At 73.8% G+C, this 17283-nt stretch carries 16 protein-coding genes; 6 read left to right on the top strand and 10 right to left on the bottom strand.

What is annotated here, in order from left to right; all coding sequences use genetic code 11:
- The first annotated feature begins 22 nt into the window (after positions 1 to 22).
- Positions 23 to 436, top strand: coding sequence for a hypothetical protein (locus tag QP090_RS16170; protein ID WP_285940097.1), 414 nt, complete (start codon positions 23 to 25; stop codon positions 434 to 436).
- Positions 437 to 481: 45 nt separating this feature from the next.
- Here the strand turns inward: QP090_RS16170 and pyrE are convergent, their stop codons facing one another.
- Positions 482 to 1018 carry an orotate phosphoribosyltransferase gene (gene pyrE, locus QP090_RS16175; RefSeq protein WP_285939702.1) on the bottom strand — a complete coding sequence of 179 codons (537 nt, stop codon included), beginning with the start codon at positions 1016 to 1018 and terminating at the stop codon, positions 482 to 484.
- Positions 1019 to 1110: 92 nt separating this feature from the next.
- On the opposite strand from pyrE, the gene QP090_RS16180 reads away from it, so the two are divergent.
- Complete coding sequence (locus tag QP090_RS16180; RefSeq protein ID WP_285939703.1) at positions 1111 to 1653, top strand: hypothetical protein; 543 nt, start codon at positions 1111 to 1113, stop codon at positions 1651 to 1653.
- Positions 1654 to 1748: 95 nt separating this feature from the next.
- Here the strand turns inward: QP090_RS16180 and QP090_RS16185 are convergent, their stop codons facing one another.
- The 3 genes from QP090_RS16185 to QP090_RS16195 all read right to left on the bottom strand — a co-directional run bounded on the left by QP090_RS16185 (position 1749) and on the right by QP090_RS16195 (position 6231).
- Complete coding sequence (locus QP090_RS16185) at positions 1749 to 2378, bottom strand: tetratricopeptide repeat protein (protein WP_285939704.1); 630 nt, start codon at positions 2376 to 2378, stop codon at positions 1749 to 1751.
- Positions 2379 to 2470: 92 nt separating this feature from the next.
- The gene (locus QP090_RS16190; RefSeq protein ID WP_285939705.1) at positions 2471 to 3988 is read right to left on the bottom strand and encodes an NYN domain-containing protein; all 1518 of its coding nucleotides are present in this window, start codon (positions 3986 to 3988) and stop codon (positions 2471 to 2473) included.
- Positions 3989 to 4491: 503 nt separating this feature from the next.
- Complete coding sequence (locus tag QP090_RS16195; protein ID WP_285939707.1) at positions 4492 to 6231, bottom strand: sigma-70 family RNA polymerase sigma factor; 1740 nt, start codon at positions 6229 to 6231, stop codon at positions 4492 to 4494.
- Positions 6232 to 6450: 219 nt separating this feature from the next.
- Here QP090_RS16195 and QP090_RS16200 point away from each other — a divergent pair, with 219 nt between their 5' ends.
- Positions 6451 to 7278 carry a hypothetical protein gene (locus QP090_RS16200; protein ID WP_285939708.1) on the top strand — a complete coding sequence of 276 codons (828 nt, stop codon included), beginning with the start codon at positions 6451 to 6453 and terminating at the stop codon, positions 7276 to 7278.
- Between the two features lie 259 nt (positions 7279 to 7537).
- Here the strand turns inward: QP090_RS16200 and QP090_RS16205 are convergent, their stop codons facing one another.
- Genes QP090_RS16205 through QP090_RS16215 form a run of 3 tightly spaced genes read right to left on the bottom strand, consistent with a single transcriptional unit; the run spans position 7538 to position 10463 of the window.
- Positions 7538 to 9214 carry an alkaline phosphatase D family protein gene (locus QP090_RS16205; protein WP_490393317.1) on the bottom strand — a complete coding sequence of 559 codons (1677 nt, stop codon included), beginning with the start codon at positions 9212 to 9214 and terminating at the stop codon, positions 7538 to 7540.
- Positions 9187 to 9861 carry a TetR/AcrR family transcriptional regulator gene (locus QP090_RS16210; protein ID WP_285939711.1) on the bottom strand — a complete coding sequence of 225 codons (675 nt, stop codon included), beginning with the start codon at positions 9859 to 9861 and terminating at the stop codon, positions 9187 to 9189. Before QP090_RS16210 ends, QP090_RS16205 begins: the two co-directional genes overlap by 28 nt.
- Positions 9858 to 10463, bottom strand: a complete 606-nt coding sequence (locus QP090_RS16215; RefSeq protein ID WP_285939712.1) for a TetR/AcrR family transcriptional regulator — start codon at positions 10461 to 10463, stop codon at positions 9858 to 9860. The genes QP090_RS16210 and QP090_RS16215 overlap by 4 nt, the downstream gene beginning before the upstream one ends.
- Before the next feature lie 103 nt (positions 10464 to 10566).
- Between QP090_RS16215 and QP090_RS16220 the strand changes: the two genes are divergently transcribed.
- Positions 10567 to 11349, top strand: coding sequence for an SDR family oxidoreductase (locus tag QP090_RS16220; protein WP_285939714.1), 783 nt, complete (start codon positions 10567 to 10569; stop codon positions 11347 to 11349).
- 82 nt (positions 11350 to 11431) lie between these two features.
- Here QP090_RS16220 and QP090_RS16225 read toward each other — a convergent pair whose 3' ends face one another.
- Positions 11432 to 12520, bottom strand: coding sequence for a serine hydrolase domain-containing protein (locus tag QP090_RS16225; RefSeq protein ID WP_285939715.1), 1089 nt, complete (start codon positions 12518 to 12520; stop codon positions 11432 to 11434).
- 58 nt (positions 12521 to 12578) lie between these two features.
- Here QP090_RS16225 and QP090_RS16230 point away from each other — a divergent pair, with 58 nt between their 5' ends.
- Positions 12579 to 13205, top strand: a complete 627-nt coding sequence (locus QP090_RS16230) for a TetR/AcrR family transcriptional regulator C-terminal domain-containing protein (RefSeq protein ID WP_285939717.1) — start codon at positions 12579 to 12581, stop codon at positions 13203 to 13205.
- Here the strand turns inward: QP090_RS16230 and QP090_RS16235 are convergent.
- Both QP090_RS16235 and QP090_RS16240 read right to left on the bottom strand, forming a co-directional pair.
- Entirely contained in the window at positions 13165 to 14145 is a 981-nt protein-coding gene (locus tag QP090_RS16235; RefSeq protein WP_285939718.1) for a LamG domain-containing protein, read from the bottom strand. The genes QP090_RS16230 and QP090_RS16235 overlap by 41 nt on opposite strands.
- Positions 14146 to 14357: 212 nt before the next feature.
- On the bottom strand, positions 14358 to 15692 hold the full coding sequence (locus tag QP090_RS16240) for an SMI1/KNR4 family protein (RefSeq protein ID WP_285939719.1): 1335 nt from the start codon (positions 15690 to 15692) through the stop codon (positions 14358 to 14360).
- Positions 15693 to 15891: 199 nt separating this feature from the next.
- On the opposite strand from QP090_RS16240, the gene QP090_RS16245 reads away from it, so the two are divergent.
- Entirely contained in the window at positions 15892 to 17175 is a 1284-nt protein-coding gene (locus tag QP090_RS16245; protein WP_285939720.1) for a hypothetical protein, read from the top strand.
- Positions 17176 to 17283 lie beyond the last annotated feature (108 nt).

The following is a 17283-nucleotide window of genomic DNA, read 5'->3' on the forward strand; positions in this document are numbered from 1 at the left end:
CATACTGATCGCGGCATTGGCCGTGGTACTCGCCTTAGCGCTGCTCGTCGTGGGCGGAATGGCGCTGGTGAACGCGCTGACCTCCGAACCCGACCAGCCGCCGGGCCCCGCAGGGGCCGCCCCGTCGGACAGTGCTGACACCGCGAACCGGTCGAGCAGCCCGTCGGCGAGGCGCTCCGCCGCGCCCGCGGCGTCGGCGACACCCCTGCTGATCAAGGTGATCGGACCCGCGACCAGCGTGTTCGTGCGGAGCTCCGACACCAACGAGGTGGTGCTGCCCCAGACCGTTCTCGCCGTCGGCGAGACCCGCCGCTTCGACCATGCCCCCCTCGACATGGTCGCCGGCAACGGGAGCTCGTTGCAGGTCACCATCTACGGGAAGCTCCAGACGCCCAAGCCCGCCGGGCGGAGCACCTGGACCGTCAGGGAGCGCTGACCCCGTCCGCCCGGGCCGGCCCGAGCCGGCCCGGGCCGTGCCGGCTCAGGTGACGTCGAGGTCGGCGACGTCGTAGGGGTGCCGGTACTCCAGGCCCTCCGCGGCGATCCGCTCGGCGGCGCCCCGCTCCAGGATGGTGGCGACCGCGACGACCTCGGCGCCCGCGGCGCGCAGCGCCTCCACCGCGGTCAGCACCGAGCCGCCGGTGGTCGAGGTGTCCTCCACCGCGAGCACCCGCCGTCCCGCCACGTCCGGCCCCTCGATGCGGCGTTGCAGGCCGTGCGTCTTGTCGGCCTTGCGCACCACGAACGCGTCCAGCCGCTGCCCGCGCGCCGCGGCGGCGTGCAGCATCGCGGTCGCGACGGGGTCGGCGCCCAGGGTCAGCCCGCCGACGGCCTCGTAGTCCAGGCCCAGGGTCTCGTCCAGCATCACGCGCCCGACCAGCGGCGCCACCGCGCCGTCCAGGGTCACCCGGCGCAGGTCGACGTACCAGGACGCGCGCTTGCCCGACGACAGCACGAAGTCGCCGTGCACGACGGCCTTGGTCTTGATCTCGTTCAGCAGGTCTTCACGATCGCTCACACCGGAAGCCTATTCACCCGCCGCCGCCGCCGCGCCGCCCGGTCCCGCGCCGTGTACGGTGGCCCGGGAGAACGGGGCAGGGAGGTGGCCGAGTGACACCCGGGACGCTCGTCCTGCTGCACGGTCCGCACGCCACCGCCGCGGCCTGGGGCGACCTGCCCGAGCTGCTCCGCTCGTACGGGCTCGACGTGATCGCCCCGGATGTCCCGGACGGCGAGGGGGCGCGCTTCGTCGCCCGCGCCTCGCTGACCATCGCCGCCACCGATCCGGTGCCGCCCCTGGTGCTCGTCGGGCTCGGCTCGGCCGGGCCGCTGCTGCCCGCCGTGTCGGCCGCGCAGCGGGCGGCGCACCGCAAGATCGGCGGCTACGTCTTCGTCGACGCCGATCTGCCCCGGCTCCGCCGGCAGCACGAACACGACCATGATCACGACGGTGCCGGGGCCGGCGTGCCGATGCCGGCCGACTGGCCCGAGGCGCCCTGCGGCTACCTGCGCACCGACGCCGACCGCACCGCCGGCCCGCCCGATCGCGAGCGGACGCTTCGCGAGGCGCGGCTCCGCGGCTGGACCGTCGTGCAGCACCGGCTCCCGGTGGCCGTCGCGCAGGCTCTCAGCGAGCTCATCGCGACCCTCTGACGTCCGGGTGCCCCCGGGTCGCCGCCAGGTGTCCGGGGCGTCGCAGCGGCCCCCTCAGCCCCGTCGGCCACGAGACCGGGGCGGGTGTGGGACGCTCAGGCGTTCTTGAGGAGGTCGTCGAGGAGGGCGTCGTAGTCGTCCTCGCCGCGACCGAGGTCGATGCGGGCGCGGTAGCGCAGCCGGAGCAGGGCTTCGAGGCTGTCCTCCGCCAGGGCCACGTCGTCGGGTCCCGGGGTCAGCGAACCGTCGCCCGGGCCGCTGCTCACACCGGTGCCCACGGCGCGGTCGCGCAGCGCGAGCACGACGTCGGCGCCGTTGGTGGCCCAGTCGTGCGCGCCCGCGATGTCGCCCTGGGCGTAGAGCACCTCGGCGACCGTCCGGTAGACCTCGGGGTCGCGCGGTTTGTCGGCGCGGATCTGCTCGACGAGCGTGCGCGCCTCGTCGGCGCGGTCGAGCTCGAACAACGCGTCGGCCAGGTAGGCGCGCGCGTCGCCGTAGGTCTCGCCGCCGTCGTCCAGCGCCTTGCGATACAGCTCGGCCGCCCTGGTGTGGTCACCGGCGTGCTGCCACTGCTCGCCCGCTCGCAGCAGCACGTTGGCGCGCGACACCCCGCCGGATACCGCCTCGGCCAGCTCGGAGAGCCGTTGGGCCGCCGAGATGTGATCGCCGGTGCGCAGGGTGTCGAACTCCAGGTCGTCGAGATCGTCTTCCGTCACATGCGTCACGCTTCAACGCTACCCGCCGTTCGACGGCCGAAGCGGGCGAATCGAGGATGATCGTGAATTAGTTACGCGTTCGGGGCCGGAGGTCTCCGCATTCACCTGCGAGAACGTTCGAGCGCGTCCCAGAAGCCACGGCGGAGCGCGTGCCGTACCTCGTCGTGCAGAAGGAAGTCGATCGGCAGAGAAGAACCCTGAAGGAGCCGGGCCTCCAGGTCCGAGGGCATGCGCGGCTTGCGGGCCAGCACGGCCTCCAGCCACAGGGCGGGCGCGTCGCGGGCGACGGACTCGCCGAATTCCTCGCCTTCCTGATGCGCCGACTTCACCGCGTCCGACAGCGTCGGCGTGCTCTGCTGCACCGGGAGCGGAGAGATCTGCTGCGGCCCGGTGTAGGGACCGTGTGGCGGGGAGGGGGGCGCCTGGGCCGGGACCGACGGGATGTACTGAGGGCCGGTGGTCTGCTGGGGCGGAGGCGACGGGATGTACTGAGGGCCGGTGGACTGCTGCGGCGGAGGCGACGGAACGTACTGAGGCCCGGTGGACTGTGGTGGTGGTGGCGGGGGGTGCGGCGGTGCGGCGGCATGTGCGCCGGTCGGCGCCGCGTGCAGCGGTGCGGGCGGGGCGATCGGCTGGGGAGGCGGCTGCGCGGGCTGGGCCGGCGGGACGCTCGGGCCGGTGGCGAGTGGTGAACCGCGCCCCGAGCCCCCCATCGAGCCGAACCCGGACCCGTAGTCGGAACCCGATCCGAAGTCGGAACCCGACCCGTAGTCGGCTCCGCTGCCCGCCCCGGCCCCGGCCTTGGGGGCGGAACCGGAACCGGAACCGGCGCCGTAGTCGGGGCTCGGGTTGTACTCGGGGATTGAGCCGTAGTCGGGACCGGTGCCGGCGCTGATCGGCGCGGGCGGCGCGCTCGGTATGGACGGCGTGATGGTCGCGGGCGGCGGGGTGATCGGGGACGACGGCGGCGGGCCGTTGTGCGAGGCCGCCTGCAACTGCCCGATCGCGCTCCCGCTGCCGTTCCCGTGCCCGTTGGACAGGGGGCTCGGCGCGAGGGCGGAGGCGCTGGAGGCGCTCTCGACCCCGGAGAGCAGGTTGACGTAGGGGCGCAGGTGGCTGGAGCCGATCTCGATGAGGTCGTCGCACTCCTGGCGCAGCGAGCGCGCGATCGTCCAGTTGCCGTCGACGGCGACGTGCACGACCGTCACGCGCACCCCGAGGTCCTGGGCGTCGACGACGACCTGGGAGAGGTCCTCGTCGCCGCTCACCACCACCGCGTCGGCGAGCGCGCCGTTGCGGGCCAGCGTCATCAGGTCGCGGTGGATGTCGGTGTCGACGCCCTCGCGGCGGCCGGGGCGGACGCGGCCGAGCCGCAGCTTGAGGCCGGGCAGGTCGGCCAGCGCCTCGTGCTCGGGCGAGCGGCGGCCCTCGACGGTCGCCTCGTACCAATAGCAGCGCAGCAGCGGCATACCGGTGCGTTCACGGGCCAGGTTGCCCAGGAGTTGGAGCATCCCGCCGAAGTCCCAGGAGACGGTCTCGCGATGACGGGTGCCGTGCACCGCCATGGCGCCGTCGGACAGCAGGTAGCCGGCGTCTACGAACAGCGCGCAGCGATCCATGCGTCACCGCCTTTCCTCAACACGGGGCCTCACCACATGCCCGGTCCACGGTCAGGGTGACGAGGGTGACCATCTTCGGCGGCCTGCCCTTCATTGCTGTCGGGGCCGTGGGCGGGCGAAAAGACCCCGGGCGTCCATAGCGTAGTGAAGCCCGTTTGCCCTGTAGGCCAATACGGCGATTCGCCACTCTTTCATGACCGCCGTCCGTCCGCGACTCCCGACTTCCGTTGCGACGACGATTTCCCGACAGGGCCCGTGACCGGCCGCCCGTCCTTGACTGCCGACCTCCGGTCCCGCGTCGGATCGCCCTGTGGCACGCCCGATCGGACGGTCCAGCACGGGCGTGACGGACGCGGCGGCACGGCACGGTAACGGCCCGCCGGGCGCGGGCAGCCGAAATTCCGGGTCCGGTGTGCGGGCCTTCAATCTCTCATGTTCGGGGCTCTTGCCGCGGCGGACGCTACCAGTCGTTCCGGACTGTCCATAATGCTTCTACATGATCTTTACGGGAACAGTCCAGTGCGCGGTTCGCCGCGCCCGGGGACCTGTCCGATGCCCCGCCCGAGGTCACGCCCGGGAAGCCGCCCGATGCCCCGCTCGGGAATCCGTCCGTGGTCGCGGCCCGGAATCCGCCCGATGCCCTGGACTGGAATCGGTCCGGTGCCGCGGCCGATGCCCTGCCCGTTCCCGTGCCCGGCGCTCTGCCCCGCGCCCGGCCCAACGACTGGTCCGGTGCTCGGCCCGGCGTCCGGGGTACGGCCCTTGCCGCGTCCGAGACCGCTGTTGCGGACGGCCTTCCCGACGATCTCGGGCTCGTCGGGGACCAGCGTCCCGAGGGTGTCGGGGCTCGCCGGCCGCCCCTGCGGCTCGGGGACCAGCGGCAGGGGCACGTTCGGCATCCACGGCGGGACGATCTGCGGCACTTCGGGGAGCGCCACCGGCGGCATTTCGGGGGAGAGCCAGGACGGCACCTCGGGGGCGGGCGCCGTCGGCGTGCGCGGCTTCGGCTTCTGCGGCACCGGCTTCTGCGGCACCGGCTTCGAGGCCGGCTTGTGCGCGGGCTGCGCCGGGGCCGGGGCCGGGACCGGGGCTGCGGGCTTCGATAGTGGCTTCTGGATCGGCGTGGCCGCGGGTGGTGGGGCGGGTTGCGCCGCTGGGGGCTGCGCCGCCGGGGGCTTCGGGCCTGGCTGCGAGGGCGGGTCGGCGGGTGCGGGACGGGCGATGGCCGGGGCCTTGTGCACCGGCCCGATCGGCTCGTTGCCGGAGACCAGCACCATCGCGAGTGCCGCAGCGAGGATGACCGTCGCCGCCATCCCGCCGCCGAGCGCCTGCTGCTGGCGCTTGGACAGGTGCCGGAGCCACGTGATCACGCCCGCGGAGAGGCCGCCCTGGGCGGACCCCAGGTAGGCGGCGCTCGCGGATCCGAGGATGAGAGGGCCGAGCACCTCGCGCAGGCGCGAATTGATGTCGGCCAGCTCGAGGATGAGGCCCTTGCAGTCGGCGCAGTCGTCGAGGTGGTTCTCGACCGCGCGCGACTCGCGCTTGGCGAGCCCGCCGCGCACGTACGCACCGAGCTTCTCGCGCGTTTGTGCGCACCGTTCGTCCAGCTCGGCCGTCACCCTCCCGGCGGCCCCGGCCGCCGCGGCGCCCTCGGGGTGCGCAGCAGCGGACGGCTCGGCGAGGTGCATCTGGAGGTACGCCTGGCGTAGTCCCTCACGCGCGCGGTAGGCGAGGGCGGCGACGCCGTTGGCGGTCAGGCCGAGCAGCGGCGCGACCTCGGCGGGCTTGGCGCCCTCGATCTCGGTGTGCCACAGCACCGCCTGCCAGCGTTCGGGCAGCGACCGGAACGCGCGGGCGATCATCGACTTCTCCAGGCCCTCCAGGGCCGGGTCGACGAACGGGACGCCGGGGTCGAACAGCTCGATCTGGTCGGTGTGCTGGAGCCGCTTGTCGGCGCGGTGCCGGTCGTAGACCGTCCGCCTGATCGCGGTGAGCAGGTAGGGGCGGAACCCGGACTCGGGGCCGCCGCCGCGCTGGAGCACCGCGAGGATCTTGGCGAAGGTCTCCTGGACGGCGTCCTCGGCGGCGTCGCCGTCGACCAGGTGCCGGGCGAGGCGGCGCGCGGCGATGAGGTGCCGCTCGTACAAGGGGCCGTAGGCGGTCGCGTCGCCGTCGCGGATGCGGGAGATGAGCACCGCGTCGCTGGACTCGGACGGAGCCAGATCGGACGCGGTCTCGCTCACGGGGGGCCTCCTGGCATCGGCTGTCGCTGTGGGTCACACACCCATTGCTTGCCCATTGTGACGTCTTGAACACCGCTTGTCGCGGAAGATGGCGCGGTAAACCGCGTCATGGCCCGATCCCGCCGGCGTCTGATCTCTGGGAAGGCGGGCCGTGGGGCCCGTCCGCCCAGCCGACGGGCCGGCGGTGGACCGGCATTCGACCAGGTGAACGGAGGCGCGATGGGGTACCTCTGGAGCGGGGAGCGTCCAGGGTTCCGTGCCGGGCCCGGCACGGAAGAACTCCGGGAGAGATGGCGCGGGCGCAGCGCGGCGTCGTGCTGGAACATCCCGGCCGACTGGTGGGCGCCGGCGGTCGAGGCCGTCCTGGAGGCGGTCTGCGACGGCGACGGGCTGGCGGTCGCCTGCGCCCGTCTCGGGCAGGCGCGCGGGCGCGCGGGGGTCGGCATCGGGGAGACGCTCGACGACCTCGGCGTGCTGTTCTCCGTACTGAGCTGGCCGCATCCGCCGCTGTCGTTGGTGCGGTGCGCGGCGGAGGGCTGGGCGGAGACGGAGCTGGTGGCGCTGGCCGCCGAGTCCTGCGAGGACCCGCTGACAGGGCTGACGACACTGCCGTACCTGCGCGGCAGGCTGGCCGAGCTCTACCGGGCCGACCCGTTCGGCGGCGCGAGTCCCGCCGCGGCTGTCGGCCGGCACCGCCTGGTGGTGGTGGACCTTGCGGGCGGCTCGGAGCCGTGGCGGCGTCTCGCCCGCGCCGTCGTGGTGGCGCACGACCTGCGGACCGTGTTCAGGGGCGGGGAGACCCTGACGCTGGTCGGCTCGGGCCGTGCCACCGCGCTGGTGCCCGTGGAGCCGGGGCTGGAGACGGACGTCGAGGGGCTGCGGGGGCTGCTCGCGCGGACGTTCACCGCCGAGCGCTCCTTTCTCGACGGCCTCCATCCGTCGCCCGAGTGGTCCTGCCTGGGGGACGAGGCGTTCCTCGTCTGGGTCGAGCGGCTGCCCGACTCGCTCCCGGAGGCGCTGGCGCTCCTTGACGTGCTGGCGCACTGAGAGGAGCCGCCGTACACGCGAGACCAGGACCAGGCGTCAGGGCCGGTCGCCGTCAGGCGCGGCCGACCGATGACGCCGGCGGGGCGCCATCGGCGTCGTTCGTCCCGTAGAGGGGGCGGGGCGCGGCGCCGATGGCCCGCCAGGAGGTGCGCCCGCTCCGGCGAGGGGGCGGAACGGGCGCACTTCCTGTGGCGTGCAGGCCATCGCGTGTGGGGGATGATTGTGCTGCGGCCGTCCGGTGGGGGATGGCTGACGGGGGTCAGCAGACGTTGGCACGGCCCATCTCGCTGAGGGTGGTTTCGGTCGCGGGGGTCTGCCAGCGCACCGTGCAGTCGCGGCCGGTCAGCTCGACCGTCGCGATGGCGTTGTCGAACCAGGGGCCGTCGCTCATCCGCCACCGCAGTGGCGGCTTGGGCACCCGGGCCATCTTGGCGAGCAGCCGGAACGGCGCTCCGGCGCTGCGCCTGGCGGCGATCCGGTTGGCCAGGCGGAACCGGCCGACGAGCGGGTTCCGCAGCGGCGAGCACACGATCTGCGTGACCATCGACTCGGTCTCGGGCTGGGTCACTCGGGCGAGGTAGGAGTAGTGGATGTCGCCCGACAGGAACGACACGCTGGCGGGGGCGGGCCCGCGTTCGCCGCGCGCGACGGCGACGATGTCGTCCGCGACGTCCCGGAACGACTGTTCGAACGCGGCCCAGTGCTCGAGGTCGGCGGCCTGCCGGATCTTCTCGCCGAGCCGGGCGCCGCGCCGTCCCCAGGCGCCATCGGCCAGCGCCTCGTTCCACGATTCGGCGTGGTGGATCGCCTGCGGGAGCAGGAACGGCAGGGAGCTGGCGATGAGCAGGTGGTCCATGCCGCCCTGGCACTGTTCGTCCAGCCAGCGGAACTCCTCGTCGTCGAGCATCCCGCGCCGGTCCTCGGTCAGCAGGCGGGAGCAGCGGCTGTCGACCACGATGAGGCGGGTGCCGCCCCAGTCGTGCGCGTAGCTCCACCGGGTGCCGGCGGGCTCCTTGTCGGCCAGCTCGGCGAACTCGTCGAGCACCGCCGCACCGTCGCCGCCCTTCTCGGACGCCGCGCGGACCGCCGCGAACACCGGGTCGGTGGCGCGCTCCTCCGGGGACAGGTTCCCGAGGTGCTGGTAGACCCAGTAGGAGCCGATGCCGGCGATGATGCGGCCCCGCCACCAGGGCTTGGACCACATCTGCTGGCGCCAGGTGTAGGAGGTGTTCCAGTCGTCCCGGATGTCGTGGTCGTCGAAGATGGTGAACGTCGGCACGGTTGACAGCAGCCACCGCACCGCCGGGTCCTCGCGCCAGGCCAGCTTGTAGAGGTGGGTGTACTCCTCGAAGTCGGCCAGCTCGTCCGCGGGCTCCTGGTCGGGGTCGCGGCGGCCCCGGATGTAGGTGCGCATCTGGTCGCCCAGCTCGTCGGCGTACACCTGGTCGCCGACCATCAGCAGCACGTCCGGCCAGTCGAGGGCCTGGCGGGGGTCGTGGTCGTGGGTGGCGAGCCGGTGCGCGAACGTGCTGAGCGCGTCCAGGCCGTACTCCGCCCGGGTGCCGGGCGAGCGGCGGCACGACCCGAACGAGATGCGCAGCGTGCCGGCGGTGTCGAGGGTGCGGATCAGGCTGGGCGGGAACCGCGTCTGCCGCTCGGGCCACACCGTGACGCCGTCGAGGGTCACCTCGTACGGGATGCGCGCCCCCGCGGCGAGCCCGTCCGCGTCCACGAGCGCGTAGTGGTGGCCGTGCACGGTGAAGGTGCGGGATCTCGCGTCGACGCCGTGCTCGGCGCTGGTGACGCGGACCTCGCAGGGGCCGTCCGTTTCCACCCAGATTGTCGCAGTATGTGCGCTGACGTGGCGGAGGTGGGGGCCGAGCACCAATGCGGTCATAACCCGCTTCTCTAGCGGACCGGAGGCGGTCCCGTCCATTCCTGCGGCGGTTCGGGCGCCGTGCGTCCCGGAGCCATGCCCCCAGGGGCTGTCCTGAGGCCGTCCAGGAGGGCCAGGAGGGTGCGCTCGGCGGGCTCTCTGGCCGCGGCGGGGTCGGGCGCGCGGGCGATGATCAGAGCGGTCTCGACCGCGGCGCCGAGCAGCAGCCGGGCGAGGACGCCGGCCGGCCGCGGGGCGATGATCCCTTCGCGGCCGGCGCGGTCGAGCCCGGCGGTGACCAGCCCGAGCCCGTGCCGCGCCTCGACCTCGCGGCAGGCCTGCCAGCCGAGCACGGCGGGCGCGTCGGTCAGCGCGATCCGGATCACCTCGGGCTCGCGGCACAGGTCCAGGAACGCGACCAGGCCGCCGCGGAGCGCGTCCCACGTGCCGGCGTCCCGGTCCGGGCCCCCGGCCGCGGCGGCGACCCGCTCGGCGATCTCGGCCTGGAGCTCCTCGAAGACGGCCGCGAACAGCGCGCGCTTGTCGCCGAAGTGGTGCCGCATCGCCCCGCGGGTCAGCCCCGGGCCCGCCACGATCTCCTCGGCCGGGACCGCCGCGTACCCCCGTTCGCCGAACAGCTCGCGCGCGGCGGCGATGAGTGCGGTGCGGGTGGCGCGGGTGCGGTCCTCCTGCCGGCGCGGCGTCATCGGCCGGCCGCCGGCGCCGGGCCGTCCGCGCGGGCGCCGACGCCCTGGAGGAGGGTCTCGATGATCCGGCCGGTCAGGGCGTCGATGTCGGCGTCGCCGCGGTCGTCGCCGGCGACCTCGTGGATGAGGGCGTAGTAGACGCGCCGCGCCCAGTCCAGGTCGACGTCGGGGCGGACGACGCCGGCGTCCCGCGCCCGGCGGAACAGGGCGTCGCACGCGCCGAGCACCTCGCCGTGGACGCGGGCGATCTCGGGATCGGCGGCGGTGGCGGCGCGGGCCATCGCGAAGCCCCAGCCGATCTTGACTCGGAGCACGTCGGCGGTCACCTGGTAGAGCGCGACCAGCGGCGGGGCGGTGCCGGCCGCCGCCGCGTCGACCGCGGCGGCGAACTGCGCCGTGGCCCAGGCGGTGAGCGCCTCGATGAGCGCGTCGCGGGTGGTGAAGCGCCGGTGCACGGTGGTGCGGGCCACCCCGGCGGCCTCGGCGATCTGCTCCATCGTGGCGGCGGGATCGGCGGAGAGCACCCGCTCGGCGGCTTCGAGGATCGTCCGGACGGTCCGCTCGGCGTCGGCGCGAAGGGGCCGCTGTCGGTGCGTCGTCACCCGCAAACAGTACATCAAGGTGCCTCTTGCGGGCTTACTTGCAACATCCATGTTGCAAGTTATAGCTTTGTCGCATCATCGCTGATGCATGAAGGGGCGTCTCATGGACTTGTGTCTGAACGGCAGGACCGCTGTGGTGACCGGGGCGAGCAAGGGGATCGGTCTGGCCACCGTCGCGGCGCTGACCGGCGAGGGGATGCGCGTGGTCGCCGCGGCCCGCACCGTCACGCCCGAGCTGGCGGCGACCGGGGCGGTCGCCCTCCCGATCGACCTCGGGACCGAGGACGGCCCGGCCCGGCTGATCGAGGCGGCGACGGCCGAACTCGGCGACCTGGACCTGCTGGTCAACAACGTCGGCGGCGGCGACGGCGGCGGTGTGGGCGGCTTCCTCACGTTCGGCGACGAGCACTGGGAGACGATCTACGGGCTGAACCTGTTCTCGGCCGTCCGCGCGACCCGCGCCGCGCTCCCCGGCCTGCTGCGCAGGAAGGGCGCCATCGTGAACGTCTCGTCCAACGGCGCCCGCATGCCGCACGCCGGGCCCGTCCCGTACACGACCGCGAAGGCGGCGCTGACGGCGTTCGGGAAGGCCCTCGCCGAGGAGTTCGGCCCGCAGGGGGTGCGCGTCAACACCGTGTCGCCGGGCCCGGTGCGCACCGCGATGTGGGAGGCGTCCGACGGCTACGGCGCCGAGCTCGCGGCCTCGATGGGGATCGACCGTGCGCTGCTGGTGAACGGGCTGCCCGCCGCCATGGGCATGCTGACCGCCCGGCTCGTCGAGCCGGACGAGGTCGCGGCGCTCATCGCCTACCTCGCCTCGCCGCTGGCCGCCAGCACGACCGGCGCCGACCACGTCATCGACGGCGGTGCCATCAAGACGGCCTGACGGCGGCGGACGGGGCCGACGCGCCAGACGGGCGGGGCGGACGAACGGACGGCCGGCCGGCCGGCCGGCGGGCGGGCTCGGGTCAGGTGGCGGCGGCGTGGAGTTCGTCGGCGATGAGCTGGGCGCAGTCGGCGGGGGGAGCGGTCAGCCGGTTGTGGGTGAAGGCGAAGGTGAGGTCGTTCGCCGGGTCGGCGTACGCGATGCTTCCGCCACTGCCCTTGCAGCCGAACGCGCCCGGGCCCGTCCCGGGCTGGCCGAGGAAGTAGCCGAGGCCCTTGGGGACGGGGATGCCGAGCACCCGGTCGGTGTCGGCGGTGACCACCGTCCCGATCCGGGCGGCGCGCTCGGGGGAGACCAGCCGCACGCCGTCGACCTCGCCGATGAGGGCCGCGTACATCCGGGCGAGCGCGCGAGCGGTCATCGTGCCCGCGCTCGGGACATCGGTGGTCAGATAGGCGGTCCGGTTGCCGAGGTCCGGGCCGGGCTGGATCGCGGGCGGCGCGGCCTCGAAGAACGCCGAGCCGGCCGGACGGGACGCGACGATCGCCGCCCAGTTCCCGTCCTCCAGCCGCGCCACCCGGGGAAGCTCGGCGGACGGGACGCCGAAGAGCAGTTCGTCGGCGATGCCCAGCGGTTCGGTGATCTCCTCGCGCAGCGCCTGGACGATGGGGCGGCCGGTGACCCGGCGGACGACCTCGCCGAGGATGTACCCGAAGGTCAGCGCGTGGTAGCCGGTCGCGGTGCCCGCCTCCCACTGCGGGCGCAGGTCGGCGATCCGCGCGCACATCCCGTCCCAGTCGGCGAGGTCCGCGAGTGTGACGCCCTCCGGCGCCTGCGGCACGCCCGCCGAGTGGGTCAGGACGTGGGCGAGGGTGACGGCCTGCTTGCCGTGGGCGGCGAACTCCGGCCAGTACTCGGCGACCGGTGCGGTGTCGTCGAGCAGGCCGCGTTCGGCGAGCACGTGCACGAGGGCCGACATCGTGCCCTTGCCGGTGGACCAGCTGTTGAACAGTGTCCGCCCGTCGACCGCACTGCCGGGGTGGGCCTCGCCCGCGCAGGCGTCCACCAGCGGCAGGCCGCCCCGGTACGCGGCTACCTGAAGGCCGGTCTCCCGGCCCGACGCGACCAGCTCGTCGATCAGCCTCTGCACGGCCGCCTGCGGATTCGTCATGTCCCGCCCTCTCTGTTAACACCGTTAACTGGATGCAGAACGATGTTAACATCGATGCATGAGACTTGATCGCCCAGTGGTCGTGGCCACCGCGCTGGCGCTGCTCGACGAGGTGGGGCTCGACGGGCTGTCGCTGCGCCGGCTCGCCGCCGAGCTGGGCGTGCAGGCGCCCGCCCTCTACCGGCACTTCAGCGGCAAGGACGACCTGCTGCGGGCCATGGCCGACGCGATGTTCGACGGCGAGATGGCGGTGCTCGACCGGCCCGCGCCCGGCGCCGACTGGGCCGACTGGCTCGTCGCCCGCTCCCGCGCGGTGCGCCGCGCCATGCTGTCCCGCCGGGACGGCGGGCGGCTCCGCGAGCACATGCACGCGCCCGCCGACCAGTGGCCCGGCCTCGAGCTGCTCCTTCAGATGATGGAGGAGGCCGGGTTCGAGGTGGTGGAGGCGATGTCCGCGATCTTCGCGCTGGGCGGCCACATCCTCGGCTCGGTCATCGCCGAGCAGGAGGCACGGCGACCGGCCGCGCCGGACGGCGAGGGTGTGCGGATCGACCCGCGCCGCTTCCCGCGCCTGGCCCGCGCGGCGGCGCTGCGCACCGAGGGCCGCGACTTCGACCGCGAGTTCGAGTACGGCCTGGCGGTGTTCATCGCCGGGTTGCGCCGGTCTCCCGGGGAGCGGGCGTGACGTCCGCGGGCCGGTGCACGGTGAGCGAGGCGATCTGGAACGAGAACGGGCGGTCGGAGTCGGGACGCGCGTGGATCGAGCCGTCGTCGACCGCCAGCCCGGCCACCAGGTAGGAGTGGAACCGGGGACCGACGCCGACCCGGTCGCGGAAGACGGCGTGCAGCGGTCCGGGCGGGCGGCCCACGTACCAGGTCACCCGCTTGGCGCCGAGACGGACCGCGATGTCGAGCCAACTCCCCCGCTTAACCAGCCTGGAATGCCAGAACTTCGCGCTGCCCTTGACGTGGTTGACGAACTCCAGCGTGCCGGGGCGGTCGGCGTGCCACTCGAAGATGTCGATCTCGTTCCGGCCGTGCCGCCACGTCCAGACGCCCGGCCACGCCCCGGTCTCGGCGTCGGGCAGCCGGACCCGGGCGGCGACCACGTCGCCGGTGCGGACCTCCAGGTCCCGGCCGCCCGAGTCGCACGAGTCGCCGGTGCTCAGCAGCCCGGTCTGCCAGCGGCCGTCCGGCTGGGGGGCGGCGGTGACGGTCAGCACCCCCGAGGCGACCGACATCGCCGAGGTCGAGAGCCGGTCGAGCTTGAAGTTGGGGCGGTTGGTCACGCAGTCGGGGTAGGCGGCGCTCTTCCACCCCCAGGTCCGGCCGGGCCCGACGTCGAGCCGGTCGAACGTCTCCGCTAGGACCGCGGTGCGGCCCTTGTCGGGACGGAACGGCGTGGCCGGTCCCGGGCCGGACTCCGGGCCCTCGGGGGACGGGCCGCTGGGGGACACGCCGCTGGCCGGCGTCCCCGTCTCGCACACCCCGGCGCCGGCGACCCAGGCCACGAGGGCCGTGCCCGACAGCAGCGCCCCTCGCCAGGTGGGCACCAGGATCCGCCGGCGGCGCGCGCCGGGGCGTCCCGCCTCCTGCGGCGGACGGGTCTCGATGCCTGAGGCCATGACCCCTACCTTCTGCCTGGAGACGCCGCGGACGGGTCCCCGCCGCCCATCGGCGCTTCGCGATCTCGGCGGTGCCGCGGCGTCCCCCGCCGTCGGCTCCCCCCCGGCCGCCCAAGGCGGACGAGCACAGAATGGTGGGTCGCGCGCGACCCGGTCCACTCGACACGCACACGCTGTGACCTGGCTCTATGCGCGCCCGGACGTCGCCTGGATCAGGCCCGCCGGTCGAACCGCCCGCAGTGGTGCTCATGGACGCCCTGCTGGAGGCCGGGCTTCAGCCGAGTGATCCACTCGTTCACCTGGCCCGGCGCCCGGGTTCCGCCCAGCCGGGCCGCGGCCAGGCCGGGCGGGATCCCGCCGATCCGCCGCCACTGCTCGAACGTCAAGGTCAGCAGGAGCAGCCCGTCCAGCTCGGCGATCGCGTCGAGGCCGTGGACGACGGCCTCCGACAGGTCGAGCCCCTGAAGCCGCGGGAACGTCCGCAGCACCGCGACGTCCACGGGCCGCTCCGAGCCCACGAGCAGGGTGCGCAGTGTCGGATGTCCGGCCAGCGGCTCCAGGTCGAGCCCGTCCCACCGGACCGTGAGTTCCTCCACGGGAGCGTCGCGGAGGGGACTCAGATCGAGAGGGCCACGCCCGTGCAGCAGCACGCTCCGCAGGCTCGGCGCGCGGCGTACGGGCTCCAGGTCGATGCCCTCGGCGTCGCGGTGCGTGAGATGCTGAACCTCGGGCGGCAGATCGTGCAGGGAGCCTCCGTCGGCGGCGTCCCAGATGCAGGACTCCTGGAGTGCATGCCCGTCGGGAAGCACATCGTCGACGTACAGGCAGTCGCCTTCGAGGGTGTAGCTTCCGCGGTCGAGGGCGTCCGCATAGCGGCGCAGCAGCGTCGTCACGGAATCGGCGACGTAGACCGGCCCGGTGCCCTCGGGGTCGTTGTCGATGACCTGCCCGGGGCGGCCCGCGGGGCCCGGGTCCATGTCGACGTAGAGGTAGGCCCCGTCGGCGTTCACCCCGATCGGGATCCATCCCGGCCGGTCGAACGAACGCCGCACCCTCCCCGGCGGGCCGACCTCGATGGGCCCGGCTGACAGGGGGACGCCGGTCCAGCCGTCCTCGCGGTCGGGTGGGGACGCGTTCACCAGGCCCTCCAGCCCCAGCCACTGATACCCGTGGAAGACGACGCCGCTGTCGTCGTCGTCGCCGTCCGCCGCACCGTAGAGGGCCAGCAGGTCGGGGGGCAGCGCGGTCTGGAGGCCGTCCAGCAGCTCGGCTCGCTCGTCCTCGTCCAGTGCGGGGGCGACCATCTGCTCGGGGGACAGGTCATCGTCGACCCCGACGATCTCGGTGTACTTCCGCAGGTTCGACCAGAGCAGCCGGACGGCCTCGTCCGGATCACCCGCGGGCGTCGGATCGGCCGGGCCCTCCTGCTCGTCCCCGATCCGCCCCGGTTCGACCTCCGGGCGCAGGACGAGCAGGCCGGCCTCGGTGATCTGCGCGGCCATGTCCCGCATCGTCCCGGCCATGTCGGTCTCTCGCTTCTCGGCCATGCCGGAGTCCTATCGGCTTCCTCTGACATCGGCGGAAGACAAAAATGCCGGTCATGGTGGCGCAATGTCTTCTTTGTCAGTGATGCCGCTAGTGATTTGCAGCCCATTGTGACTGCTTTCTCTAGAGTGGGCGCCATAGGGCATGAAGTGTGGATCGATGTCGGCCACGCGGCTGGGATACGGGAAGCGAGGACTACACATGACTGTGAGCGCGTCCACTCCCGAGGAGCTGTACGCGGCGCTCGCCGGGAACGGTCCCGGCGAGATCGCGGTGCAGGGCCGCCTGACCGGCCTCCACGGGATCACGCTTCCGCCCGGAGCCTCCCTCACCGGGACGGGGGACGGCCTCACCGGCACCGAAGACGCCGAACTCGTCTTCGCCGACGGCGCCGAAGGCGTGCGGCTCACCTGCGACAACCGGGTCAGCGGCCTGCGCGTCGCGGTGTCCGATCCCGCGCTGCGCGCCCTGCACAACGACACCGCACAGCCGACGCTCGGCACGCTCACGCTCATCGACCTGACCACCCGCGGACGGGTGGAACTCCTCGCCAAGGACGCCCTGCGCACCGGTCACGTCACGGTGGACGGCCTGCACATCGAGGCGGCGGACGCCCGCGCGGCCGGACCGCGCCCGTACGGGTTCGACGTGCACGTCCGGCAGGGCGCCTTCACCCTCTACAACCAGCAGACCACCCCCGACTCGCTGCTCACGGCCGATCTCATCGGCATCAGCGCGGGACGCGAGGGGGCGCCGGTCCGCGGCGGCGGCGTCTTCGTCTCCGGCACCGAGCGCGGTGGACGGGTGGAGGGCCCGCGGCTGCACACCGGCGCGGTGTACAGCGACGGCGGCATCCCCGAGCACACCCCCGGGGAGATCACCGGTGGGGTGTTCGTCGTGTGGGCCACCATCCGCGAGGTCGTCAACGAGGGACCGGTGACCACCTACGGCGCCAACGACATGGTGCTCGACCTGTGGGGCGAGGTGGAGGCGTGGACGGCGCGGGAGCCCGTCACCTCGCACGGCGCGAGCGGCATCGGCTTCGTGAACTTCGGCCGGCTCGGCGCCCTGCGCTGCGAGGCGCCCGTGGTCACCCGCGGGCCGGGCGCGCGCGGCTTCAACATCTACGACGGGACGGTCGGCGCCGCCGAGTTCGACCGGATCGAGACCCACGCGGACGCCTCGATCGGCGTCCAGGTCTCCCGGCCGTTCGGGACGCTGACCGTGCACCACGGCATCGAGACGCACGGCGGGACGGGCGAGTCCCTGGTGAAGGGCGAGATGGTGACGCTGCCGGCGATCGGGCTGAGCGTGAAGTCCGGCGCGCACGCGTCCGCGATCCGGGTGGACGGCGGGATCCAGGTGCACGGGGAGGGCGTGGCGCCGATGGAACTCGCGGGCACCGTGGACGAGCTGGCGGTGACGGGCGGGGTCCATTCGAGCGCGGACGTCGGCGCGATCCCGCTCGGCGCCGGACCCGCGTAAGGACGCACGGCCCGGCGCCGGGCGGCCCGTACGCACGGCCGCACGCACAGCCCGCACGCACGGCCCGCCGGCGTGGTCACCCGGCGGGCCGATGGCGGCCTCTCTTCG

The sequence above is a fragment of the Actinomadura xylanilytica genome (assembly GCF_030283145.1).
In the GTDB taxonomy this organism is placed as follows: domain Bacteria; phylum Actinomycetota; class Actinomycetes; order Streptosporangiales; family Streptosporangiaceae; genus Spirillospora; species Spirillospora xylanilytica.